This window comes from Streptomyces sp. NBC_00247, assembly GCF_036188265.1.
Classification (GTDB): domain Bacteria; phylum Actinomycetota; class Actinomycetes; order Streptomycetales; family Streptomycetaceae; genus Streptomyces.
Genome location: NZ_CP108093.1, coordinates 3,836,070 through 3,859,652 on the forward strand (window position 1 = coordinate 3,836,070; position 23,583 = coordinate 3,859,652).

Genomic DNA, 23,583 nt, shown 5'->3' on the forward strand with positions numbered 1-23,583 from the left:
TGGAGCAAAGGCCCGATAGCGCTCATATGACTTACTGTCAGTAACTTTTTGGCAACGTCGCGATCGTGCCATGGCGTCCTGAAAAGCAACAGGGGGAAGGGAGGAAGGGCGCGTCACACCCACGCGCGTCGGCGCGTCTTTCCCTCTTGATCCCGAGCGCGTCCCCTTCCGTACGCCCCGCGCACATCTGCGGGGCACGCCGGTCGCGCGCGCCGCGCCCGCTCCCGGTCCGGTGGCGGTCCGCTCCCGGTCCGGTGGCGGCCGTCCGCCGGCTCAGCCGCCCGGGCGCAGGGCCTCCCAGGACACCGTGAGCTCGCCCTGGCGCCAGCGGCGTACGTCGTCGCGCAGCGGCCAGGCCGCCGCGAGCGCGCGCGCGGCGGCGATCCAGCGCTGGCGCGCGCCCAGGGGCGCGTACGGGGCGGCGGTGGCCCAGGCGCGGTCGAAGTCGCGGAGGAAGGCGTGCACCGGCTCGCCGGGCACGTTCCGGTGGATCAGCGCCTTGGGGAGGCGCTCGGCGAGGTCCGAGGGCCGGTCCAGCGAACCGAGCCGCGCGGCGAACGTGACCGTGCGCGGACCTTCCGGCCCGAGCGCCACCCACACGTGCCGGCGCCCGATCTCGTCGCAGGTGCCCTCGACCAGCAGCCCGTCCGGGGCGAGCCGCGCACACAGGCGCTCCCAGACCGCGGCGACCCGGTCCTCGTCGTACTGGCGCAGCACGTTCGCCGCCCTGATGAGGGCGGGCGGCTCGGCGAGCGGCACCTCGAAGCCGCCGTGCCGGAAGGTGAGCCCCTCGCGGCCGTACGGCTGCGCCGCCGCGACACGCTCCGGGTCGATCTCGACGCCGACCACGCGGGTGTGCGGGGCGACGGTACGCAGCCGGGCGAGGAGTTCCACGGCGGTCCAGGGGGCCGCGCCGTAACCGAGGTCCACGGCGACGGGGGAGCCCGCGCGCCGCAGCGCGGGGCCGTGCGTGGCGGCGATCCAGCGGTCCATGCGACGGAGACGGTTGGGGTGGGTGGTCCCGCGGGTCACGGTGCCGATGGGGCGCTGGTGCATGCGGTCGAGCGTACGTGGCACGGCGGGAGCGGTGCACGGGCGGCCGCGGGGCCGGCGCGGAGGGTGTGCGCGGCTCCGAGCGTGGGGCGCGTGGAGGCTGACGTGCGCGGGCGCGTACGGGGCAGGTGTGCGCCGGAGCGCGACGACTGGTCGGCGGCACGGGCACCCCGGGCCCCGGGGCGCGCCGGGTCCTCGCACGTTCTTGGTCCGGAAATCGCCGTCGGGAGTCGGTGGAGCGGCATACGGGGAACGGAGAACGGCGATTGGTTGACACGGCAAGGCAATGTTTTGGCAAAGAGGGAAATGAATCGGGCGCGCACCGCTGTTGCGTCTGCGTGGGGATGACCGTCCCCTCCACGGCGTGCCCCGAGCGAGGAGGTCCGGACGACGTGAGTCGTGACGTCTCCCGTTTCGGCACCGGTCGCGGGGCGCCGCGCCTGCGTTTCCCGGGCGGGCGTGGCAGCGGACTGGCGGCCGGATTCACCGGCGGGCACCGCAGGCCGCGCAGAGTCGCGATGCTCTCCGTGCACACCTCGCCGCTCCACCAGCCCGGTACAGGTGACGCCGGCGGCATGAACGTCTACATCGTGGAGCTGGCCAGGCGTCTCGCCGCGATCAACATCGAGGTGGAGATCTTCACCCGGGCCACCACCGGCTCCCTCCCCCCGGTGGTCGAGATGGCTCCCGGGGTGCTGGTCCGGCATGTCGACGCGGGGCCGTACGAAGGGCTCCGCAAGGAGGACCTGCCCGCGCAGCTCTGCGCCTTCACCCACGGTGTGATGCAGGCGTGGGCCGGTCACCGCCCCGGTTACTACGACCTCGTGCACTCCCACTACTGGTTGTCCGGCCAGGTCGGCTGGCTGGCCGCGCAGCGCTGGGGCGTCCCGCTGGTCCACGCCATGCACACCATGGCGAAGGTCAAGAACGCCGCTCTGGCGGAGGGCGACACCCCGGAACCGGCCGCCCGGGTCATCGGGGAGACACAGATCGTCGACGCGGCCGACCGGCTCATCGCCAACACCGCCGAGGAGGCCGACGAACTCGTCCGCTTCTACGACGCCGACCCGGCCTGCGTCGCCGTCGTGCACCCCGGCGTGAACCTGGAACGTTTCCGCCCGGGTGACGGGCGGGCCGCCGCGCGTGCCCGGCTCGGGCTGCCGCAGGACGCGCTGATCCCGCTCTTCGCCGGGCGCATCCAGCCCTTGAAGGCGCCGGACGTGCTGCTGCGGGCCGTGGCCGTACTCCTGGAGCGCGATCCGTCGCTCCGCTCCCGCATCCTCGTGCCGGTGGTGGGCGGCCCCAGCGGTACGGGCCTCGCCAAGCCGGAGGTCCTGCACAAGCTGGCGGCCCGGCTCGGCATCGCCGACGTCGTCCGGTTCCAGCCGCCGGTCGGGCAGGACCAGCTCGCCGACTGGTTCCGGGCCGCGTCCGTGCTGGTCATGCCGTCGTACAGCGAGTCCTTCGGGCTGGTCGCGATAGAGGCCCAGGCGGTCGGTACGCCGGTCGTCGCGGCGGCCGTGGGCGGCCTGCCGGTGGCGGTCCAGGACGGCGTCAGCGGCTTTCTGGTCCCGGGGCACGAACCCGAGGCGTACGCGCTGGCGCTCGAAAGGTTCGTCCGCGCGCCGGAGCTCGTCGGGCAGATGGGCGCCGCCGCAGCCGCGCACGCGCAGTCCTTCGGCTGGGGCACCGCCGCCGCCGCGACCGCCGACGTGTACACCGGCGCGATCCAGGACCACCGCCGCCGGGTCCGTTCCCGCCAGGGCTGAGAGCCGCATCGCGGGAGCCGAGGCCGGACGCCGGTTGCGTACCGGCCGGTAGGGGGTACGGGGGCGCGGGTACCCGCTGTCGTACGCTCGCAGCATGGCTGAGGCAGCGGACGAAGCGGCAGTGGCGCGGATCATCGAGGAGACCCTCGGCGACGCCGGCCTGGAATGGGAGAGCCCGGAGCCCGGCAACTACGTCGTGAAGCTCCCCGGCACCCGCAAGCTCTCCACCACCTGCTCGCTCCTGGTGGGCAGGCACTCCCTCTCCCTCAACGCCTTCGTCATCCGGCATCCCGACGAGAACGACGCCGCCGTCCACCGCTGGCTGCTGGAACGCAACCTCCGCCTCTTCGGCGTGAGCTACGCGGTGGACCGGCTCGGCGACATCTACCTCGTCGGCAAGCTGCCGCTCCGCGTGGTCACCCCGGACGAGCTGGACCGGCTGTTCGGCGCGGTGCTCGAAGCGGCCGACGGGGCGTTCAACACCCTTCTGGAGCTGGGCTTCGCGAGCGCCATCCGCAAGGAGTACGCCTGGCGGGTCTCGCGGGGCGAATCCACCAGGAACCTCGACGCGTTCGCGCACCTGACCCGGCGTACGGACGCGGACTGACCCGGCGTACGGACGCGGACTGACCCGGCGTACGGACGGGGACTGACCCGGCGTCGGGCACGGGCCGACCCGCGTACGGGCGCGACCCGACCGGGCGGCCCGGGTGAGCCCATCCGCAGGTGCGGAAGACGTGTCATCTCCGGCCCATGGGGCAGATGTTCGTGCGTCCGCAACCCGCCTGCCCGGAGCCTCGCGTGCACAGTCAGCCCCGCCCTGCCGCGCCGCGCGGTTTCCACTGCGAGCACACTCCGGGCGGGAGCCGGGTCCTCGCGCTGGTGGACCACGATGCGGGTCCTTCCTCCCTGCACGCCGTCCTGGCCTGCCGCAGCCCCGAACTCGCCCTCGGGGCCGCCCGCCTGCTCCAGCGGGCCCTGTTCGTCGCGGCCGACGCGTGGGACACCGGCCCGCTGGAAGAGCTGTGCGAGCGGCTGCCGCAGGACGCGGCGGACGCGCTGCGCACCGCGGCCGGCCGCGCCCTCGCGGGCGCCTGGCCGTCGTCCGAGGGCGGCGCGCCGGAGTGGGAGCGGCGGGAGCAGGTGCCACCGGGGGCACCGCCCGGGGCCCCGCCCGCGACCTCGGCGCCGGGTGCGCCGTCAGCGCGCGGCCGGGAGGCGGACGGTGACGGGCGCTCGCCGCGCGCCCCGAGGGGCGCCCGGCTCGCCGGTCTCGCCGGCCCGGTCTTCCGGATCGCGCTGTTGCGGGAGTTCCACGTCCACGACCCCGGGGCGCTGCTCGACGCGGCCGCCGACGAGGGCTGGGAACCGCTGCCGGCCGACCGGCTGGGCTCCCACGACCCGCAGGACCTCATCGGCGCCGCCCTGTGGCTCGCCGAGCGCGGGGGCGCGATGGCGGGAGCGGACACCCTCGCCGACCGCAGTCAGGCGTACCGGCTGGCCGTGGAGGAGGGCGACGAGGTCGCGGGCTGGAGCCGGGAGGAGGTGGTGGCGGACTTCGGCTCCGGGTGGCTCCGGGGTGCGGAGGCTCAGCGGGCCGGACCGCCCGGACGGCTCGGGGGCTCCGGACCGCCCGGACGGCTCGGGGGCGTTGGGGAGCCCGCGCGGGAGGCGGAACGGCCGGACTTCGCCGCGCTGTTCGAGGTGGACGCCCCGCACTGCGCGGACCCGGAGTGCGGTGAGGAGCGTTGTCAGTGGCAGCTCACGCCCCGTACCGCCGCGGCTCTCCACGAGGCGCTGCGGTTGCTGGCCGGCCACGCTCTCGACCATGCGGAGGCGCTCGGCGACCGCCCGCTCGCGCCGGGAGGTCTCGGCGAGGGAGGCGGGGTCTTCACCCGCCTGCCGAGGGTGACCTTCGGTGTTGGCGCGGCGTGGCGACGGCGGTTCGTGCGGGCGGTCGAGGACATCGCGAGCGACCTGGAGAACGGCTGGTGGCCCGAGCCCACCTGCACCGCCGAGGAGTTGGCCCTGCACCTCGCGATCGAGGACGCACGGGCCGCCGCGGAACCGTGGGTGGTGCCGGACGGACGGGGGGCCACCGGTCTCCCCGGCGACGCGGCCCCTCCGGCCCACCGGGACGACCACGACTTCGACGGGTGCGCGGAGATGTTCTTCCAGGACACCGACGTGCTGATGCTCTACGACGCCGGCCTGGACGGCATGGAGGACCCTGAGGACGAGGTCAACCAGCGGCTGGGCATAGGTGACCTCCGGCCGTCCGCCTGGTTCGCCCCCTTCGTCAACGTCACGCCCCGGGAGCCCGAGCCGGAGCACGGTGGCGGGGACGAGGCCGAGCCCGGGAACGGCACGGGCCTCTGAGCGGCTCGCAGACGAGGCCGGCGGCTGCCGGGGCGGGCCGCGGTGCGACCCCCTCGGCGGGCACTTCCCCGGTCTCGTCCACGAGGGGGACCCGCGGGCCCTGAGGGGGCGTGCGGCATGAATGCCCCGAAACGGTCGGTGAATTCACGGAGTGATCACAGTGGAATCACAATCACGTGAGGCGGCGAAGGGAAACCATGGTCGAGCAAATTTTCGACCATAGGCTGTGGACGACTGCGACGATCCTGCCGTGACCGGTGTGTACTGGTGCCGCGACCGGCAAGTTCTGCCCCGTCGCGGTGTTCGGCGCGCGCGCTCGCGGTGTTGGCCAAAGGCCCTGGTAGCTCCGCTGTACGGACGTCCGGCGGCCCTGCGGTCGCACGCACCGAACACCGCTCCTTTGGTGGCAGACATTGCCGGTCGCGGCACCAGCGGTAAAAGCGAGGGTTGTTGCTCCCGAAATAGGAGAGATGAACCATGCGCGCTGCCCTCGTCCGCCGATCCGCCCTCGCCGCTTCCGTAGCCTCCCTCGTCCTGCTGGCCACCGCCTGCGGCGGTTCCTCCGACGACTCGGACGGCACGAGCAAGGCGGGGGACACGTCGAAGTCCGCGTCCGCCGAGCCCGCCCAGAGCGACGTCGAGGCCCTGACCGCTGCCGAGCTCGAGAAGGTGGCGCTGGCGGAGGGCGATGTCGCGGGCCACAAGATCGCGAAGGCGGGCGCCGAGGACATCACCAAGGCCGCCGACGTCACCTCCGACAAGGCCGAGTGCCTGCCGTTCGCGCACGCGTTGTTCGCGGTGCCGCAGGGCAAGCCGGTCGCCTCGACCGCCCGCACCGCGATGACGGAGTCGAAGGCGCCGGACGCCGGCACCTCCGGCGACATGACGGACGAGGACATCGACGCGGCGTTGGACGCGTCGATGGACGTGAACTTCTCGCTGATCGACCTGGCCTCGTACGAGGGCGGCGGCGCGGCCGACGTGCTCGCCGCCGTTCGCAAGGCCGCTGCCGCCTGCGCCTCGGGCTTCACCGCCACCGTGCAGGGCGACGCGCAGAAGGTCTCCGGGATCACCGAGGCGAAGGTCTCCGGTGGCGAGGAGGCGGTGGCGTGGGCCATGCTCTCGGAGCAGGACGGCACGAAGATGCCCTTCAACCTCGTGGTGGCCCGTCAGGGCTCCACGGTGACCACCTTCACCACCTACAACATGGCCGCGATCATGGACCCGGACGTCAAGCTGGAGCTGCCGACCGCGGTCGTGGACGCGCAGGTCAAGAAGCTGTCCTGACGTCACGTCGAACACGGGGCGGCCCGGTCGTGACGCGCGCGGGCGTCACGACCGGGCCGCCCGGCCGCGCTTGCGGTGTCGTCCTCGCCTCCGGCCGGGGTCAGGGCAGGGGTACCAGTCGGACGACGGTGACGGTGAGCACCGAACCGGATACGTAGTACAGGACGATCGCACCGGCCACCGTCGCCTCGCGGCGGTCGCGTTCGTCCTTCACGGCCGTGGAGCCGTGGCCGTACGGCGCCCGTCCCAGGGTGCGGGCCATCTCGTCGCGGAACGGGTCCGGGTCCCGCATCTTGGCCAGGGTGTCGTCGGCCGGCGGGGCGTAGGAGATACGGAAACTCAAGCCACGCTCCGCCTCTCGGCCTCGTCCCGGGCCAGCCGGTCCAGGATGCGTTCGGCCTCGGGATCGGGAACGGCTTCCAGCATCCAGTGCCGCATCACCGCGTGAATCTGGTGCACCCCCGCCTCGTTGACGGCACGGTCGAACTCGTCGCGTCTCTCGTCGGGGAGCGCGGCGCGGATGGCCGGGATGCTGTTGGGTACCTCCACCTCGGTACCACCGACCAAAGTCTTCAGAGACTCGCCCATGGTGCTCTCCCCGATCTCCTTGCTCTCGACGAGCGTTGCCGGTCCCGTCGGCGGGAACCGGCGCGCGTCCGCGCGAGGGGCGCCAGGACGGGCGCCCCCCCACGGTAGTGGCTGGAGGACCCAAGTACACGGGTGCGTCCACCCCTTCGGAGGTACGGGGCATGGGCGCGGGCGGCGGATCAGCCGGCCGTGACCTCCACCGACAGCTCGTTGTCCAGCGTGTAGTAGGTGAGGGCTTTCAATCCGCCGAGGGTGACGGACGGATACACGAACACCTTCTTGCGGTCGGCGACATCGTCCAGCAGCCGCCCCACCCGGATCGGCCGCGCGCCCGTACGGGTGCGTACCAGTACGTCCCAGACCCCCGGCCCGCCTTCGGGTGTGTCCGTCAACTGGGCTTGGGTGAAGGTGAAACGCACGCCGTCGGGCCCGTCCGCGTGCAGCTCGGTCTCGCGTACCTCCCCGGCCCGTCCCCGCAGGCGCAACAGGGCGGCCGCACCGGCGCCCGGTCGCCCGCCCGGTTCGACGCCGAACAGCCGTGCCCGTACGGTCGTGGAGTCGGCGCCCACCTCGATGCGGTCCGCCTCGGCGTGCGCCGTCCGCAGCCAGGTCCGCACGGCGAGGGTCCCGTCCGGCGTGGCGAACGGGACCCGCACCGCGAGTGGCAGCGGTGTCGACCCGGGATCGCGGCCGGCCACCAGCGCCCGCAGGTCGCGGACGCCCGCCAGCAGGGGCGTACGCTCCGCGTCCGGCGCGGGCAGCACGAAGAGGTCCCACCGCCCTTCCGCCAGCGGCGGTCCGGGTTCGAGCACGGCCCGCCAGCGCCGGCCTGCCGCGTCGTCCCGCTCGCCGGGCGGCCCCGCCGGCTTCAGGTCGAACAGCCGGGTGACCGACTCCGGCTTCCCCTTCGGCGGGCGCAACCGAAGCAGGAGCCGGGGCGCATCGGCCGTACGGAGTCCGAAGCGCACCTCCATCCGCCCGTGCCGGTCCACCGTGCAGTCCGCGCGCGGGAGTTCACCGGCCCCGGGCGCGGTGGGCGCGTTCCGCGGCGGGACGGTGCCCTCCGTAACCTTCGTCCTCGTCATCGCCGCTTCGCCTTCCGTACGGTCTTGAGCAGGGTGCGTGCCGCCGCGTCCAGGGTGTCCCGGGCCGCGTACCCGCGCGGGCCCAGCGCGAGAGCCGCGCCCGTGGCCGGCGCGGCGGGGCGCCCGGCGGTCCGGGCCGCGGTCAGCTCCTCGAAGAGGGCCTCGGCCCGTGCGACGACCGGACCCGGGGCGTACCGGCGGGAGTTGTCCAGCGCGGTGCGGCCCATCCGGCGGCGGAGCCCGTCGTCGCGGACGAGGTCGAGCAGGGCGGCGGCCAGCGCGTCCCGGTCGCCGACGGGTACCAGTCGGCCGTCCTCACCGGGCCGGATGATCTCGGCGGGGCCGTGCGGACAGTCGGTGCTCACCACGGGGAGGCCGCAGCGCATCGCCTCGACGATCGTCATGCCGAACGGCTCGAAGCTGGAAGTCGCCGCGGCGATCGAGCCCTTGACCCACTCGGCCTCCATCGGTGCGGCCGCGCCCATCAGGAACACGTTGTTGTGCAGGGCGAGTTCGTCCACCAGGCGCCGCAACCGGTCGTGTTCCTCGCCCCGTCCGTAGATGCGCAGCTGCCAGTCGGGACGCTCGGCGGCGACCTTGGCGAACGCCTCGATGAGCAGGTCGTACCGCTTCACCCGAACCAGCCGTCCCGCCGCGACCACCACCCGCGCGTTCCCGTCCGCAGGAGGGAGCGAGGGGTCCGGCACGCTGTTGGGCAGCGCCTCGACGCGTACGCCCGGCAGCCGCATCGTCCGCCGGTAGGCGGCGGCGTCCGCGTCGGTGACGGTGGTCAGCCCGTCCAGGCGCCGGTACGCCCGGCGCAGCACGCGGCGCAGCGCGGGCGGGTGGCTCTCCACCGTGAGGTGCTCCTGCCCCACCCGGACGGTGCGGTCGGGGGCCTGGAGCGCGAGGTGCACGTTGAGCCCGGCGCGCGTACCGATCGCGACGTCCGCGTCCGTCCCCGCCAGGAACGCGGCGATCCGCTGGTCCGTCAGCGCGTTGTACTGCCCGTACCGGTACTCCGCGCGCGGGAACGCCTTCGACGGCTGCCCGAACAGCGGGTGGTCCTTCTCCTGCCGCAGGTCGATCAGCGGGCGCAGCCGGATGCGCGGGTCGAGCGTGAACGCGGTCGTGTCCCGGTGCCGGTTGACCGAGACGATCTCCACCTCGTGCCGTTCGGCCAGGGCGTGGGCCAGGTTGAACGTGGTGGAGATGGTCCCCCCGATCCCGTACGCGTTGTGGATGAGGAACGAAATCTTCATGAACGGCAAGACAGCTCCGGGCGGCCGGTAGTTGCGGCCGTTACTCCTTCGTGAGGGGCGAATGCCGCCGAGTGGCCCTTCGCGCGCGGGCACGGGAAGACCCCGGCAGCCCTCAGGGCGTCGGACAGGAACTCAGACGCGCCGAAGGCGCGGTGCGAAGAGTGCGCGGGGCCGGACCAGGTCCTCGGGAGCATGCGTGCCGCGCTCGGGCACGACGAAGCAGTACTCCGCGCTGCCCGTGAGGACGAACAGGTCGGGCGTCTCGAACCACCACGGACAGATGTTCCAGCCGGTGGTGCCGCCGCTCTCCCCGGACGAGCCGGTGGTGGTCGGCCCGTCGGCGGTGAGCGTGGTGCGACAGTTCCCGGGAGCCGCGTGCGCCTCGTACTGGTCCCGGGTCCGGGTCCTGCGGACCCGCTGTCGTGCGTAGAAGAGGTGAGACCTCGCCGGGTCCCGAGGGGGGAGAACCTCTTCCACTCGTGAGGCGCCCGCCCGGCCCCACCGCGAGGCCGGCGGAACCCGGTGGGACGATCGCGGCCTGCCGCGTACCCGGACCTGCGTCCGTGGCGTGCGGCGGGGCAGGTCCCGGCCACGAAAACGCCCCCGCCCCGCGCCGTACGCGCGGACCGGGGGCGGATCGCAGAATCTACTTCTTCTTGCCCTGGTTCTTCACGGCCTCGATGGCGGCCTTGGCCGCGTCCGGGTCGAGGTACGTGCCGCCCGGCTTGACCGGCTTGAAGTCGGCGTCGAGCTCGTAGACGAGCGGGATGCCGGTCGGGATGTTGAGGCCCGAGATCTCCTCGTCGGAGATGCCGTCCAGGTGCTTGACCAGGCCGCGGAGGCTGTTGCCGTGGGCGGCCACGAGGACGGTCTTGCCGTCGAGCAGGTCCGGGACGATGCCGTCGTACCAGTACGGCAGCATGCGGACGACGACGTCCTTGAGGCACTCGGTGCGCGGGCGCAGCTCGGTGGGGATCGTCGCGTAACGCGGGTCGTCGCTCTGCGAGAACTCCGTGCCGTCCTCGAGGACCGGCGGCGGGGTGTCGTAGGAGCGGCGCCACAGCATGAACTGCTCCTCGCCGAACTCGGCCAGGGTCTGAGCCTTGTCCTTGCCCTGGAGCGCACCGTAGTGGCGCTCGTTCAGCCGCCAGGAGCGGTGGACGGGGATCCAGTGGCGGTCGGCGGCCTCCAGCGCGAGCTGCGCCGTGCGGATGGCGCGCTTCTGGAGGGAGGTGTGCAGGACGTCGGGGAGGTACCCGGCGTCCTTGAGCAGCTCACCGCCGCGCACCGCTTCCTTCTCGCCCTTTTCGGTGAGGTTCACGTCCACCCAACCGGTGAACAGGTTCTTCGCGTTCCATTCGCTCTCGCCGTGGCGGAGGAGGATCAGCTTGTACGTCGCGTCGGCCATGAGCCCGAGCGTAATCGAACCTCTACCCCCTTCGCGCGTCCGGCCACTGGACGGACAAACAGGTACACAGGCGAGCGGTGCGGAGCCCACATGAGGCGCCGTCGTGGGGGTGCCGGAGCCGGACGATTGACGGCAGCCGTCAAACGAGTGGCGGCCGTCAAGCGGTCCTTCGTAATGTTTCGATCAGCCGTCCTATCGCTTACCGAGCCGGTCCGTGCGGCGTTCGTCCCGCACACCCGACCCGCGTCCGGTCAGCAGCTCTCTTCGTCGTTGTTCGGTCCGCTGTCCGCATCACCCTGGGGGTACCCGCATGCCGTCCGTCGCCGGTCCACGAAGAGCCGTGCGCGGCGCGGTGTCCGGGATGCCCCGGGAGTTCTGGTGGCTGTGGACCAGCACGCTGGTCAACCGGCTCGGCGCGTTCGTCGCCACCTTCATGGCGCTCTACCTGACCCTGGACCGGGGCTATTCCGCCTCGTACGCGGGTCTGGTCGCCTCCCTGCACGGCCTCGGCGGGGTCATCTCCTCGCTCGCCGGCGGGGTGATGGCCGACCGGCTCGGGCGGCGGCCGACCATGCTGATCGCGCAGGTGTCGACGGCTCTCTCGGTGGCGGTGCTCGGGTTCATGGAGAACCCGGTCGCCATCGCGGGCGTCGCGTTCGTCGTCGGTATGGCGAGCAACGCCTCGCGCCCGGCGGTCCAGGCGATGATGGCGGACATCGTCGCGCCGAAGGACCGGGTACGGGCCTTCTCGCTGAACTACTGGGCCATCAACCTCGGTTTCGCCGTCTCCTCCACCGGTGCCGGGTTCATCGCCGAGTACAGCTACCGGATCGGCTTCCTCGTGGAGGCGGCGCTGACCCTGTGCTGTGCCGCCGTCGTCTTCCTCAAGGTGCCGGAGTCCCGGCCGGAACATGCTCCGGGGGCGTCCGCGCCGGGCCACAGCACCGCGAAGCCGGCGGGCGTCCGGCTCATCGACGTGCTGCGGGACGGGCGGTTCATGGGGGTGGTCGGGCTGTCGTTCCTGGTCGCCCTGATCACCCAGCAGGGTTACGTGGGCCTGCCGGTGGCCATGGGCGCGGACGGGCTCACCAGCTCCGACTTCGGTACCGCGATCGCCGTGAACGGCCTGCTGATCGTCGTCCTCCAGATCCCCCTCACCCGGTTCATCGAACAGCGCGACCCGCGTCAACTCCTCATCGTCTCCACCCTCTTCGCCGGATACGGCTTCGGGCTGACGGCCTTCGCCGGCTCGGTCGCCGCGTACGCGCTGACGGTGTGCGTCTGGACCCTGGGCGAGATCGTCAACGCCCCGACCCAGTCCGGACTGGTGGTGAAGCTGTCGCCCGCCCACGGCCGGGGTCGCTACCAGGGGGTCTACTCGATGTCCTGGTCGGTGGCGGCGCTGGTCGCCCCGCTGATGTCCGGCGTCGTGATCGACCAGTGGGGGGCGTCCTGGCTGTGGATGACCTGCGCCCTGCTCGGTACGGTGACCGCCCTCGGCTACTGGCTGCTGATGCGCAACCTGTCGGAGGACGAGCGGCCGGGGGAGCGGGTCGTGGAGAGCGGAGAGCGGGTCGTGCTGGTGGAGGCGACGGCCGCAGAGGCTCCCCAGGCCCCGGTGCGCGCCCCGGAGTTCGCTCCGGAGCGTTCGTGACCGGCGGCCCGGCGCCCTCGCCGCGACGGTCGGCGCCCTTGCCCCGGCTGCTGCGGGTCATGGCCGACTACGGATGCCACCCGCTCTGGATACCGGACGTGCCCGACAACGTCTCACCGCACGACCCGGCCTTCGGCCTGACGGCCGGGCTCGCGCGGAAGCTGGAGGCGTGGAGCGACGAGTTCGAGGCGATTCTGGTCATGGACGACCCCGCGTCGTCGGCCTTCCCTTCCGTCGAAGCGGAGGTGGCGTTCTGCCGGACCGGTGAGGAGCTGGCCCGGCAGGTGGCCGCGGAGCTGGGCGCGGCCTGGCGGGTGACCTACCTGGACGTGTGCACCGGAAGTCACCGGGACGTCCTCCCGGCAGCGGGACCGCCACGCGGAGGCCGACGCGCGAGGGCGGTGTCCTGACGCACGACGGCGGCCGCCCGGTGGAGCCCGGCGGCTCCCCGCGCGGCCGCCGTCGCGCTGTGGGCGTTCCGCTTCCGGACGGGGCCGGTCAGCCGCCGCACTGACAGGGCGAACCGGACTGGCAGCCGCAGCCGCAGCCGGAGCCGCAGCCGCAGGCCCCGAGTACGGTCAGGCGCACCACTTCGGTCGGGGTCTTCTGCTCGAGGTCGGGCAGGGGGGAATCGGCCGCATGTGCCATGAGGTCCTCCTCAACGCGTACCACCGGCCGGTGCGTGAAGGCCGCCGCGCCGGTGTCGTACGCCCGGTGCGCACGACGGGGGTACGGGATCTGACCCGGCCCCCGTCCATTGCATGCCCATCCGGGCGGGCGCATCAACGGCGCACACGCGCAGAGATTCCGGGTGCCCCGGTGCACCGGCGGCACGATCCGGCGCCGCCGCGGTGCGCCGGATCGTGCCGCGCGGGCGGTACGGGCCGTACATCCGCCCCGCCCGCGCCGGTTACGCGCCCTCCACCGAGGTCGGGGTCTGGAGATCGTCGGCGTGCTCGCCCGTCACCAGGTAGACGACGCGCTTGGCGACCGAGACGGCGTGGTCGGCGAAGCGCTCGTAGTAACGGCCGAGCAGGGTCACGTCGACCGCGGTCTCGATGCCGTGCTTCCAGCGGTCGTCCATCAGGTGCTGGAAGAGCGCGCGGTGCAGCAGGTCCATCTCGTCGTCGTCCTGCTCCAGCTGGAGTGCCAGGTCGACGTCCTTGGTGATGATCACCTCGGCTGCCTTCGCCATCAGCCGCTGTGCCAGCTGCCCCATCTCCAGGATCGTCGCGTGCAGGTCGTGCGGTACGGCCTTGTCCGGGAAGCGGAGCCGGGCCAGCTTGGCGACGTGCTGGGCGAGGTCGCCCGAGCGCTCCAGGTCGGCGCTCATGCGCAGCGAGGTGACCACGATCCGCAGATCGGTCGCCACGGGCTGCTGCCGGGCGAGGAGGGCGATGGCGCGCGCCTCCAGTTCGTGCTGGAGGTCGTCGACCCGCTGGTCCGCGGCGATGACCGTCTCCGCGAGATTGAGGTCGGCGTCGAGCATGGCCGTGGTGGCCCGTCCGATCGCCGACCCGACGAGCCGGGCCATCTCGACCAGGTCCTCGCCGATCGAGTCGAGTTCCTCGTGGTAGGCGTCGCGCATGGAAGTCCCTCTCCAGTCCTCGTGGCCGGGGTCTCTGGCTCGAACCCCACGCTCCCACCGTGAGGGGGGAACGCGTCGGAATCGGTCCGCCGAAGTGAACCACCCCCATACCCTCGGTGAACTCTGGGCGACGAGTGTTCGAGTAGGCACTCGTATGGCTGTGGGAGCGTGCGCATCGACGCATAACCTGGACGACATGGACGTGAACGCGGCGGTCGCCGCAGCAGCCGGGATCGCCGGGTTGTGCACCGGTGTGATCGCGATGCTGGCGTTTCGCTGGAGCGAACGCGATCTGAAGAAGCCGACACGGGCATCCGTGCGGCCCGAGACCAGCGCCACCCTGCCCCCCGGAGTGGACACCGTCCTCTCCGTCCTCAGCTCCTCAGCGGTCGTCCTCGACGAGAGCGACGGCGTGGTCAAGGCCAGCTCCGCCGCGTACGCGCTGGGCCTGGTGCGCGGCGGCCGGCTGGCCGTCGACCAGATGCTCCAGATGACGCGGGACACCCGCCGGGACGGTGAGATACGGCAGGTCGAGCTGGAGCTGCCCCGCCGCGGTACGGGCCGGGGCGACGCGCTCGCCGTCTCCGCGCGGGTCGCGCCGCTGGGCTCCCGGCTGGTGCTGCTGCTGGTGGAGGACCTGACCGAGTCACGTCGGATAGAGGCGGTACGCCGCGACTTCGTCGCGAACGTCAGCCACGAGCTGAAGACCCCGACCGGTGCGCTCTCCCTGCTGTCGGAGGCGGTCCTGGAGGCGTCCGACGACCGGGAGGCCGTCGAGCGTTTCGCGGGCCGGATGCAGATCGAGGCGACCCGGCTCACCAACCTCGTCCAGGAACTGATCGACCTCTCCCGCGTCCAGAACGACGACCCGCTGGAGGACGCCGAGTCCGTCCGGGTGGACGAGCTCGTCGCCGAGGCCATCGACCGCTGCCGCCAGCCGGCCGGGTCGAAGGAGATCACCATGGCCTCCGGCGGGACCAACGACCTCTCCGTCTGGGGCAACCGCGGCCAGCTCGCGGCAGCCCTCGGCAATCTGGTCGAGAACGCCGTCAACTACAGCCCCGCCCGTACCCGTGTGGGTATCGCCGTCCGGCGCGTGACCGGACAGGGGCGGCCCCTGATCGAGCTCTCCGTGACCGACCAGGGCATCGGCATCTCCGAGAAGGACCGGGACCGGGTCTTCGAGCGGTTCTACCGCGTCGACCCCGCCCGCTCACGAGCCACCGGTGGCACCGGCCTGGGCCTCGCCATCGTCAAACATGTGGCCGCCTCGCACGGCGGGGAGGTCACCGTCTGGAGCTCCGAGGGACAGGGCTCCACCTTTACCCTGCGGCTGCCCGAATCGGGCGCCGTACGGGAACGCACCACCGGCGGACCACTACTCGTCAACAGTGACGACGAGGGACCGTTCGAAACAGCTTTTGAACCCTTTCCTGCCCCGGAGGCCCTTCCGTGACCCGAGTGCTTGTCGTCGAGGATGAGGAATCCTTCAGCGACGTCCTGTCCTACATGCTGCGCAAGGAGGGTTTCGAGGTCGCCGTGGCGGCGACGGGTCCCGACGGTCTCGACGAGTTCGACCGCAACGGCGCCGACCTCGTCCTGCTCGACCTGATGCTGCCGGGCCTGCCCGGTACCGAGGTCTGCCGGCAGCTGCGCAACCGTTCCAACGTCCCGGTGATCATGGTCACCGCCAAGGACAGCGAGATCGACAAGGTCGTCGGTCTGGAGATAGGAGCCGACGACTACGTCACCAAGCCGTTCTCCTCGCGCGAGCTGGTGGCGCGCATCCGTGCGGTGCTGCGCCGTCGCGGCGAGCCGGAGGAGATCACGCCGGCCGCCCTGGAGGCCGGTCCGGTCCGCATGGACGTCGACCGGCACGTGGTCACCGTCTCCGGCGGAAAGGTGGACCTCCCGCTCAAGGAGTTCGACCTGCTGGAGATGCTGCTGCGCAACGCGGGCCGCGTGCTGACCCGCATGCAGCTCATCGACCGGGTCTGGGGCGCCGACTACGTGGGCGACACCAAGACCCTCGACGTGCACGTGAAGCGGCTGCGCGCCAAGATCGAGCCCGACCCGGGGGCGCCGCGCTACCTGGTGACGGTCCGCGGCCTGGGCTACAAGTTCGAGCCGTAAACCGGTGGCCGGCCATCGGGCACACGGATGAGTGAAGGGCGCCTCCCCTCGGGGAAGGCGCCCTTCACTCGTACGACCGTCCGCGCCGTGGCGCGCGACTCACTCGGCGGCGGGGGACGTCTCGCCGTCGGTCGGGGTCGCGGAGGCGTCGGGGCTCGCGGAGGCGTCCGGCGAGGCCGACGAGTCCGCCGAGGCCGTCGCGTCGGGCGAAGCGGCGGCCGTGGGCAGCGCGCTCGGGCCGAAGCCCTCGAAGTAGGAACGGGACGGGACGACGGTGGCGCCCAGGGCGATGTCGCCGCTCTCGCTGAGGCGGAAGACGACCTGCTCGACGTTGCCGTTCTGGGTGGCCTGACGGCCGTTCTCGATGACGGCGGAGGCGTTGCCCTCGCCGCCGAGGACGATCTTGCCGCCGGCCGGGACCACGAGCGGCCCGTCGCCCTCGGCGGCGTGCAGCGTCACCCGGGTGCTGGACCGGGGCAGCGTGATGGCCTCCAGCGTCTCGTCCTCGTCGCCCTGGTTGAAGACGGCACCGGTGACCACGGCGGGGCCCTCGGAGTCGCGCTCGGGCTGCGTGACGACGTTCACGTTCTGGATCTTGATGTCGCCGACCGAGGTGGCGGCGTTGTCCGGCCGGACCTGGAGGGTCGCCGCGTTGTTGCCCGCGGCGCACGCGGACAGCGAGGCGATCGAGATCACGAGGGCAGTGGCGGCGAGGGCGCCGTGTCGAAGGCTGCGGCTCACGGCGGCGGCAACTCCTTGAACGATCGGTTTCTGCGGACTACGGGCGTGGTGCGCAGGTGCACTGCACGACCGTGCGGGGCGGCGGACCGAGTGACGTAAAGCCGCCCTAAGGGTGTGTCAGCGGCCTTAGGCTACCGAGCCGCCGCTCGCGTCCCGCACCCGACCCGCCCCTTTGGCCCATGGCTCTTCCGCGGGAGCCGGGTGGCCCGTCCGGGCTCCGGGCCCCGGCCCCGCCGGGATCGTCCGTCCTCCGACCGGTCCCGGTGTCCCGGTGCACGGTCCGACATCCACCGTTCACAAATCGCGAATGATCAATTCTCCCGGCGGTGGCGCATTCGTCGGCGGAAAGCACGAGGACCGTTGTCGCGGGGGTTGTCCCGGCGGTTGTCACGAACGGCTTGATCAATTCCAATGGATCGGCGAAACTTCCGTCGATCGTGTGATCGATCTCCGAACGCGTGGAAGAAAGTACGACTCCCCGAATCCGGCAAAACGGGATCTTTAACCCGTTCGGACAGAGTTCCCGGGCGTGCGGGACGCGCGTTTCCGGTCGGTCGCACAACGGCTCCGACCTGCGAATACCGTCTCCGCGGAGACCCGCGCAGCACGTCCCGGATGCTGTTGTCAAGCCCCGAGATATGCCCTGACCTGCGAAAACGCCATTCAGCAGTAGCGGTTCTCGTGTTACCCTGGATAGCCACGGAAGGGGTACCTGTCACATGACGTTCAAGGTTGGCGACACCGTGGTCTATCCCCATCACGGGGCCGCGCTGATCGAGGCTATCGAAACTCGCCAGATCAAAGGCGTGGACAAGACCTACTTGGTGCTCAAGGTCGCTCAGGGCGACTTGACGGTTCGTGTGCCGGCGGACAATGCGGAGTTCGTGGGCGTGCGCGACGTGGTCGGGCAGGACGGGCTGGACCGGGTCTTCGAGGTGCTGCGCGCACCGTACGCGGAAGAGCCGACGAACTGGTCCCGTCGTTACAAGGCAAATCTGGAGAAGCTCGCCTCTGGCGATGTCATCAAGGTCGCCGAAGTGGTGCGCGACCTGTGGCGTCGTGAGCGCGAGCGTGGACTCTCCGCCGGAGAAAAGCGCATGCTCGCCAAGGCCCGCCAGATCCTGGTGAGTGAGCTGGCTCTCGCGGAAAACACGAACGAGGACAAGGCCGAAGCCCTGCTCGACGAGGTTCTCGCGTCCTGAACCGGATCGCACCGGTCGTCGAATATGCCGTGGTCCCCGCCGACCAGCCGTCTTGAACGGTGAGTCTCCGGGTGCCGCGGCATGTTCGTTTTACGGGCGGGCGCACGTGTCGGCGTGCTTCTTCTGACCGCGTGCCCGCGCCGGATCACTCCACACCCGACGGCGTCATCCCTGGCCGAGGGCCTTTCATGCCCCCGCACCGCCGACTCCGGTTCCCGGTGCGGCGGGTTTCCGATGCGGCGGAACCCACCGCACCGGATTCACCGCGTGCGGGGGACCGGACACCGAGGTGCCCGGCACTTTTCAAGATTCTTTTTCGGCCACCCGGATGCGGCTGAATTCGGCCGGATACCAGGTGGTGGTCGCGCCGGCGCCTGTACGGCTAGCGTCCCCCTCGGCCGGTCAACGCACCGGCCGCCCCGCGCCGCCGCCACGACTCGCTCGACCGGGTCACGGAAGGGGTCCGGACCGAGGCGGGCCGTTGTACGGCGGCTCGCTTGGGGCCCTACCCACGTCGGCCGTGGCGACAAACCTGCCGAAGCTTCGGAGTGCAACCGATGTCACCGATGTCACCGTCCGACTTGCCACCGCCCGCCGGACAGCGGGTTCCCACGGACGCGCAGGCGCCCGCCGGTGCCCCCCGGCCGCCCCGTACCGCCGCCGTCATCCCGGCGGCCGGCCGGGGGGTCCGGCTCGGCCCCGGCGCGCCCAAGGCGCTGCGCACCCTGAGCGGCACACCCATGCTGATCCACGCCGTGCGGGCGATGGCTGCCTCGCGCGCCGTCTCGCTCGTCGTGGTGGTCGCCCCGCCGGACGGCGCCCCCGCCGTGAAGAACCTGCTCGACGCGCACGCCCTGCCCGAGCGCACCGACTACGTGGTGGTGCCCGGCGGCGAGACCCGCCAGGAGTCCGTCCGCCTCGGCCTGGAGGTGCTGCCCGAGGACGTGGCCACGGTCCTGGTGCACGACGCGGCCCGCCCGCTCGTGCCGGTCGACACCGTGGACGCCGTCATCGAGGCGGTGCGCGCCGGCGCCCCGGCCGTGGTGCCCGCCGTGCCGCTCGCCGACACCGTCAAGGAGGTCGAGCCCCCGGCGGTCCCGGGTGCCCCCGAGCCGGTGCTCTCGACCCCGGTACGGGCCAGGCTGCGCGCGGTGCAGACCCCGCAGGGCTTCGACCGGGACACGCTGGTGCGGGCGCACGCGACCGTGGTGTTCGACGGCGAGGGCGCCACCGACGACGCGGGCATGGTGGAACGTCTCGGCGAGCCCGTCGTCGTGGTGCCCGGCCACGAAGAGGCGTTCAAGGTGACCCGGCCGCTCGATCTCGTGCTGGCCGAAGCGGTACTCGCACGCCGGAGGGCGAACGATGGTTTCTGAGCCGACCCCCCAGCCGCGTCCCGTGATCCCGCTCGTCGGGATCGGGACCGACATCCACGCCTTCGAGGAGGGCCGCGAGCTCTGGTGCGCGGGCCTCAAGTGGGAGGGCGAGGGCCCCGGCCTGGCCGGCCACTCCGACGCGGACGTCGTCGCGCACGCCGCCTGCAACGCCCTCTTCTCCGCCGCGGGCCTCGGCGACCTGGGGCAGCACTTCGGCACCGGCCGCCCGGAATGGTCCGGCGCCTCCGGGGTCACGCTGCTGACCGAGGCGGCGCGCATCGTGCGGGCGGCGGGCTTCGAGATCGGGAACGTCGCCGTGCAGGTCGTCGGAGTACGGCCCAAGATCGGCAAGCGCCGCGAGGAGGCGCAGCAGGTGCTCTCGGCCGTCGTCGGCGCGCCCGTCTCCCTCTCCGCCGCCACCTCGGACGGCCTCGGCTTCACCGGCCGGGGCGAGGGCGTCGCGGGGATCGCCACCGCGCTGGTGTACCGCGCCTCCTGAGGCCGAGACCTCCCGAGGCCGCTCCGGGGCCCGCCGCCGGACGGGCGCGGGCCCCGGGAGGCCGTACGCCCACCGCGCCACGTCTTCACCCGTGCGGTGGGCGTGGCGCGGGAACGAAGCGAGCGGGCGCGGGGTTAGCGGGTAGGAGTGAGGCGCATCACTCACCGTCACAGCCCGTCACGGCATTCGCAGGAGGACGTAGGTCATGACCGCCGCACTTTCCGATGAGCTCAAGAACCTGCTGGACACCCCCGTGTTCGTCAACGTCGCCACCATCCAGCCGGACGGCAGTCCGCAGGTATCACCCGTGTGGGTGGCGCGGGACGGGGACGACGTACTGATCTCCACCACGGTCGGCCGCCGCAAAGAGAAGAACCTGCGCCGCGACCCCCGGGTCACCGTGCTGCTCCAGCCGTTCGACGCGCCGTACTCGTACGCGGAGATCCGCGGCGAGGCGACCCTGTCGACGGAGGGCGGTCAGGAGCTGATCGACCAGCTGTCCCGGAAGTACACGGGCAAGGGGTACGCGGACTTCAACCCGGACTCCGTGAACGACGCCGAGCGGGTCGTCGTGCGGATCACCCCGCGCAAGGTGGTCGGCCGCATCTAGGCCGTGTGTCGAAAGTCCCGCCTGTCCGGCGACGCCCGGCACGCACGCTCGCCGCGTTGTCGGGGTCGCCCCGATACATCCAGTATCGGGGCACCCCTCCGCCTTGCGGTCGCACGCACCGGACGCCGCCGGATCCGCCCTCCGGGCGGACGGCGCCACTTTCGACACACGCCCTCCGGGCGGACGGCGCCACTTTCGACACACGCCCTAGCTAGGTGTACTGACCCGTGAGGTGGGGGACGCCGGGGCGTCCGGCGGTGGCCCTTCCGCCCGCGCCGGGAAAGTGTTTCCCGCGCGGGCGGAAGGGCCACGCCACACCCGTCCCGAGCGCCCCACCTGCACCCGGCGCCCCGTGGTGGCGCCTTCTGGGTGCCCTCCGGAGGCCCGTATAGCAGAAAAGTTACCCCGGGGCTCGCCAGAGGTCGCGGGGCACTGGTGTCGGCCTACTACCCTGGTGGCGTGACTATTCGCCTGTACGACACCAGCGCCCGGCAGATCCGTGACTTCGTCCCGCTCACAGCGGGCTGCGTCTCGATCTACCTCTGTGGCGCTACCGTCCAGGCCGCACCGCACATCGGGCACATCCGTTCCGGCCTGAACTTCGACATCATGCGCCGCTGGTTCGCGTACCGCGGCTACGACGTGACCTTCATCCGGAACGTCACGGACATCGACGACAAGATCATCCGGAAGTCCGAGGAGCAGGGCCGCCCCTGGTGGTCGATCGGATACGAGAACGAGCGCGCGTTCAACGACGGCTACGCCGCCCTCGGCTGCCTGCCGCCCACCTACGAGCCCCGCGCCACCGGCCACATCACCGAGATGATCGAGATGATGCGCGGCCTCATCGAGCGCGGCCACGCCTACGCGGCGGACGGCAACGTCTACTTCGACGTGCGCTCGTTCCCCGGGTACCTGGAGCTCTCCAACCAGAACCTCGACGACCTGCGCCAGCCGTCCGGCGAGGGCGAGACCGGCAAGCGCGACCAGCGGGACTTCGCCATGTGGAAGTCCGCGAAGGCGGGCGAGCCCAGCTGGGAGACCCCCTGGGGCCGCGGCCGTCCCGGCTGGCACCTGGAGTGCTCCGCGATGGCGCACAAGTACCTCGGTACCGAGTTCGACATCCACGGCGGCGGGATCGACCTGATCTTCCCGCACCACGAGAACGAGATCGCCCAGTCCAAGGCGTTCGGCGACACCTTCGCGAAGTACTGGGTGCACAACGGCTGGGTCACCATGGCCGGCGAGAAGATGTCGAAGTCGCTGGGCAACTCCGTGCTGGTCAGCGAGATGGTCAAGGCGTGGCGACCGATCGTGCTCCGCTACTACCTGGGCGCCGCGCACTACCGCTCGATGATCGAGTACAGCGAGGCGTCGCTGCGTGACGCGGAGTCCGCGTTCGCGCGGATCGAGGGCTTCGCGCAGCGGGTCACCGAGAAGACGGGCGAGACGGTCGCGCCCGCCACCGAGGTGCCGCCGGCCTTCGCCGAGGCGATGGACGACGATCTGGGGGTCCCGCAGGCGCTCGCGATCGTCCACACCACCGTCCGGCAGGGCAACTCCGCGCTCGCCGCCGACGACAAGGAAGCCGCGGTCGCCCGCCTCGCCGAGGTCCGGGCCATGCTCGGCGTCCTCGGCCTGGACCCGCTCGACCCGCACTGGGCGGGCGAGGGCGACCGGGGTGAGGATCTGCACGGTGTCGTCGACACGCTGGTGCGGCTCGTGCTGGACCAGCGGCAGGGGGCCCGCGAGCGCAAGGACTGGGCCGCCGCGGACGCGATCCGCGACCAGCTGAACCAGTCCGGGCTGGTCATCGAGGACAGCGCGAGCGGGCCCCGGTGGACGCTGGGACCGCGCTGAGCGCCGCTCCTCACACCGCGCCCACCGGCGCGAATGTGCCGCCCGGCCGTCCGGGCGGCACACTTTCACTTGTAGAAGCATTTCTGAAGCAATTTCTGAAGCAACGAAACAGGTAGGTCATGGCCGGGAACAGCCAGCGCAGGAACCGCCGCACGTCCAACAAGAAGGGCGCGCAGGTCGGCAGCGGTGGGCAGCGACGCCGTGGCCTCGAAGGAAAGGGCCCGACGCCGCCCGCCTCCGCCCGCAAGGGACACAAGAAGAACCGCGTCGCGAACGCCGCGGCCAAGCAGGCGGCGGCCCGTCGCCCCGCCCCGCGGCGCGGCGGCGTCAAGGGCACCTCGGAGATGGTCGTCGGCCGTAACCCGGTCTACGAGGCGCTGCGCGACGGCGTCCCCGCGGTGACGCTCTACGTCCAGCAGTACATCGAGAACGACGAGCGGGTGCGTGACGCGCTGAAGCTCGCCGCCGACCGCGGCAACATCAACCTCATGGAGGCGCCGCGCCCCGAGCTGGACCGGATGACGAACGGCCTGAACCACCAGGGCCTCGTCCTCCAGGTCCCGCCGTACGAGTACGCGCACCCGGAGGACCTGACCGCCGCCGCGTACGACAACGGCGAGGACCCGCTGATCGTCGCGCTCGACGGGGTCACCGACCCGCGCAACCTGGGCGCGATCGTCCGGTCCGTGTCGGCGTTCGGCGGCCACGGCGTGGTCGTCCCCGAGCGGCGTGCGGCCGGCATGACGGCGGGCGCCTGGAAGTCGTCGGCCGGCACGGCCGCGCGCACCCCGGTCTCCCGGGTCACCAACCTGACCCGTGCGCTGGAGGGCTACCAGAAGGCGGGCCTCACGGTCGTCGGTCTGGCCGCCGACGGTGAGCACACCGTGGAGGACCTGGAGCAGCTGGCCGGTCCGGTCGTCATCGTGATCGGCAGCGAGGGCAAGGGCCTCGGCCGCCTCGTGGGCGAGACCTGCGACTACCGCGTCCGCATCTCGATGCCGGGTGGCGCCGAGTCGCTGAACGCCGGTGTCGCGGCCGGCATCGTGCTCTACGAGGTGGCCCGCCGCCGCGCGTGAGCGCCCACTGACC

The 23,583-nt window shown here is 72.0% G+C and carries 23 protein-coding genes; 14 read left to right on the plus strand and 9 right to left on the minus strand.

Annotated features, from left to right (window positions below):
- Positions 1-273: 273 nt before the first annotated feature.
- The gene (locus OHT52_RS16375) at positions 274-1,056 is read right to left on the minus strand and encodes a class I SAM-dependent methyltransferase (RefSeq protein WP_328720911.1); all 783 of its coding nucleotides are present in this window, start codon (positions 1,054-1,056) and stop codon (positions 274-276) included.
- Between the two features lie 389 nt (positions 1,057-1,445).
- Between OHT52_RS16375 and mshA the strand changes: the two genes are divergently transcribed.
- From mshA to OHT52_RS16395, 4 genes are all read left to right on the plus strand, one after another.
- Positions 1,446-2,822 carry a D-inositol-3-phosphate glycosyltransferase gene (gene mshA, locus OHT52_RS16380; protein ID WP_328720913.1) on the plus strand — a complete coding sequence of 459 codons (1,377 nt, stop codon included), beginning with the start codon at positions 1,446-1,448 and terminating at the stop codon, positions 2,820-2,822.
- A gap of 94 nt (positions 2,823-2,916) precedes the next feature.
- The gene (locus OHT52_RS16385; RefSeq protein ID WP_328720915.1) at positions 2,917-3,429 is read left to right on the plus strand and encodes a YbjN domain-containing protein; all 513 of its coding nucleotides are present in this window, start codon (positions 2,917-2,919) and stop codon (positions 3,427-3,429) included.
- Positions 3,430-3,623: 194 nt separating this feature from the next.
- Positions 3,624-5,201, plus strand: coding sequence for a hypothetical protein (locus OHT52_RS16390; RefSeq protein ID WP_328720917.1), 1,578 nt, complete (start codon positions 3,624-3,626; stop codon positions 5,199-5,201).
- A 477-nt stretch (positions 5,202-5,678) separates the two neighbouring features.
- The gene (locus OHT52_RS16395) at positions 5,679-6,488 is read left to right on the plus strand and encodes a hypothetical protein (RefSeq protein ID WP_328720918.1); all 810 of its coding nucleotides are present in this window, start codon (positions 5,679-5,681) and stop codon (positions 6,486-6,488) included.
- A 100-nt stretch (positions 6,489-6,588) separates the two neighbouring features.
- Here OHT52_RS16395 and OHT52_RS16400 read toward each other — a convergent pair whose 3' ends face one another.
- The 6 genes from OHT52_RS16400 to OHT52_RS16425 all read right to left on the minus strand — a co-directional run bounded on the left by OHT52_RS16400 (position 6,589) and on the right by OHT52_RS16425 (position 10,831).
- Complete coding sequence (locus OHT52_RS16400; protein WP_328720919.1) at positions 6,589-6,831, minus strand: hypothetical protein; 243 nt, start codon at positions 6,829-6,831, stop codon at positions 6,589-6,591.
- Entirely contained in the window at positions 6,828-7,076 is a 249-nt protein-coding gene (locus OHT52_RS16405) for a hypothetical protein (RefSeq protein ID WP_328720920.1), read from the minus strand. Before OHT52_RS16405 ends, OHT52_RS16400 begins: the two co-directional genes overlap by 4 nt.
- A gap of 179 nt (positions 7,077-7,255) precedes the next feature.
- Entirely contained in the window at positions 7,256-8,161 is a 906-nt protein-coding gene (locus OHT52_RS16410; RefSeq protein ID WP_328720922.1) for a hypothetical protein, read from the minus strand.
- A complete protein-coding gene (locus OHT52_RS16415) occupies positions 8,158-9,423 on the minus strand; it encodes a glycosyltransferase (protein WP_328720924.1) in 1,266 nt (421 codons plus the stop codon). The genes OHT52_RS16410 and OHT52_RS16415 overlap by 4 nt, the downstream gene beginning before the upstream one ends.
- A 132-nt stretch (positions 9,424-9,555) precedes the next feature.
- Positions 9,556-9,900: a hypothetical protein gene (locus OHT52_RS16420; protein WP_328720926.1), complete on the minus strand. Its 345-nt coding sequence runs from the start codon at positions 9,898-9,900 to the stop codon at positions 9,556-9,558.
- 169 nt (positions 9,901-10,069) lie between these two features.
- Positions 10,070-10,831 (minus strand): phosphoglyceromutase, encoded by a 762-nt coding sequence (locus OHT52_RS16425; protein WP_328720928.1) that lies wholly within the window; start codon positions 10,829-10,831, stop codon positions 10,070-10,072.
- Positions 10,832-11,141: 310 nt separating this feature from the next.
- Here OHT52_RS16425 and OHT52_RS16430 point away from each other — a divergent pair, with 310 nt between their 5' ends.
- Both OHT52_RS16430 and OHT52_RS16435 read left to right on the plus strand, forming a co-directional pair.
- On the plus strand, positions 11,142-12,485 hold the full coding sequence (locus OHT52_RS16430) for an MDR family MFS transporter (protein WP_328720929.1): 1,344 nt from the start codon (positions 11,142-11,144) through the stop codon (positions 12,483-12,485).
- A 38-nt stretch (positions 12,486-12,523) separates the two neighbouring features.
- The gene (locus OHT52_RS16435; protein ID WP_328720930.1) at positions 12,524-12,895 is read left to right on the plus strand and encodes a hypothetical protein; all 372 of its coding nucleotides are present in this window, start codon (positions 12,524-12,526) and stop codon (positions 12,893-12,895) included.
- Positions 12,896-13,395: 500 nt separating this feature from the next.
- Here the strand turns inward: OHT52_RS16435 and phoU are convergent, their stop codons facing one another.
- Positions 13,396-14,073, minus strand: coding sequence for a phosphate signaling complex protein PhoU (gene phoU / locus OHT52_RS16440; protein ID WP_328720932.1), 678 nt, complete (start codon positions 14,071-14,073; stop codon positions 13,396-13,398).
- 196 nt (positions 14,074-14,269) lie between these two features.
- On the opposite strand from phoU, the gene OHT52_RS16445 reads away from it, so the two are divergent.
- Positions 14,270-15,529: a sensor histidine kinase gene (locus tag OHT52_RS16445; protein WP_328720933.1), complete on the plus strand. Its 1,260-nt coding sequence runs from the start codon at positions 14,270-14,272 to the stop codon at positions 15,527-15,529.
- Positions 15,526-16,206: a response regulator transcription factor gene (locus OHT52_RS16450; RefSeq protein ID WP_275493488.1), complete on the plus strand. Its 681-nt coding sequence runs from the start codon at positions 15,526-15,528 to the stop codon at positions 16,204-16,206. The genes OHT52_RS16445 and OHT52_RS16450 overlap by 4 nt, the downstream gene beginning before the upstream one ends.
- A gap of 99 nt (positions 16,207-16,305) precedes the next feature.
- Here OHT52_RS16450 and OHT52_RS16455 read toward each other — a convergent pair whose 3' ends face one another.
- Positions 16,306-16,947: a DUF461 domain-containing protein gene (locus tag OHT52_RS16455; protein WP_328720935.1), complete on the minus strand. Its 642-nt coding sequence runs from the start codon at positions 16,945-16,947 to the stop codon at positions 16,306-16,308.
- Positions 16,948-17,666: 719 nt separating this feature from the next.
- Here OHT52_RS16455 and OHT52_RS16460 point away from each other — a divergent pair.
- From OHT52_RS16460 to rlmB, 6 genes are all read left to right on the plus strand, one after another.
- Positions 17,667-18,149, plus strand: coding sequence for a CarD family transcriptional regulator (locus OHT52_RS16460; protein WP_003953493.1), 483 nt, complete (start codon positions 17,667-17,669; stop codon positions 18,147-18,149).
- A 566-nt stretch (positions 18,150-18,715) separates the two neighbouring features.
- Positions 18,716-19,525, plus strand: coding sequence for a 2-C-methyl-D-erythritol 4-phosphate cytidylyltransferase (ispD, locus tag OHT52_RS16465; protein ID WP_328720937.1), 810 nt, complete (start codon positions 18,716-18,718; stop codon positions 19,523-19,525).
- Positions 19,515-20,024: a 2-C-methyl-D-erythritol 2,4-cyclodiphosphate synthase gene (gene ispF, locus OHT52_RS16470; RefSeq protein ID WP_328720939.1), complete on the plus strand. Its 510-nt coding sequence runs from the start codon at positions 19,515-19,517 to the stop codon at positions 20,022-20,024. Before ispD ends, ispF begins: the two co-directional genes overlap by 11 nt.
- 205 nt (positions 20,025-20,229) lie before the next feature.
- Entirely contained in the window at positions 20,230-20,634 is a 405-nt protein-coding gene (locus OHT52_RS16475; protein WP_328720941.1) for a PPOX class F420-dependent oxidoreductase, read from the plus strand.
- 459 nt (positions 20,635-21,093) lie between these two features.
- Complete coding sequence (gene cysS / locus OHT52_RS16480) at positions 21,094-22,494, plus strand: cysteine--tRNA ligase (protein WP_328720943.1); 1,401 nt, start codon at positions 21,094-21,096, stop codon at positions 22,492-22,494.
- A 119-nt stretch (positions 22,495-22,613) separates the two neighbouring features.
- Complete coding sequence (gene rlmB / locus OHT52_RS16485) at positions 22,614-23,570, plus strand: 23S rRNA (guanosine(2251)-2'-O)-methyltransferase RlmB (protein ID WP_328720945.1); 957 nt, start codon at positions 22,614-22,616, stop codon at positions 23,568-23,570.
- Positions 23,571-23,583 lie beyond the last annotated feature (13 nt).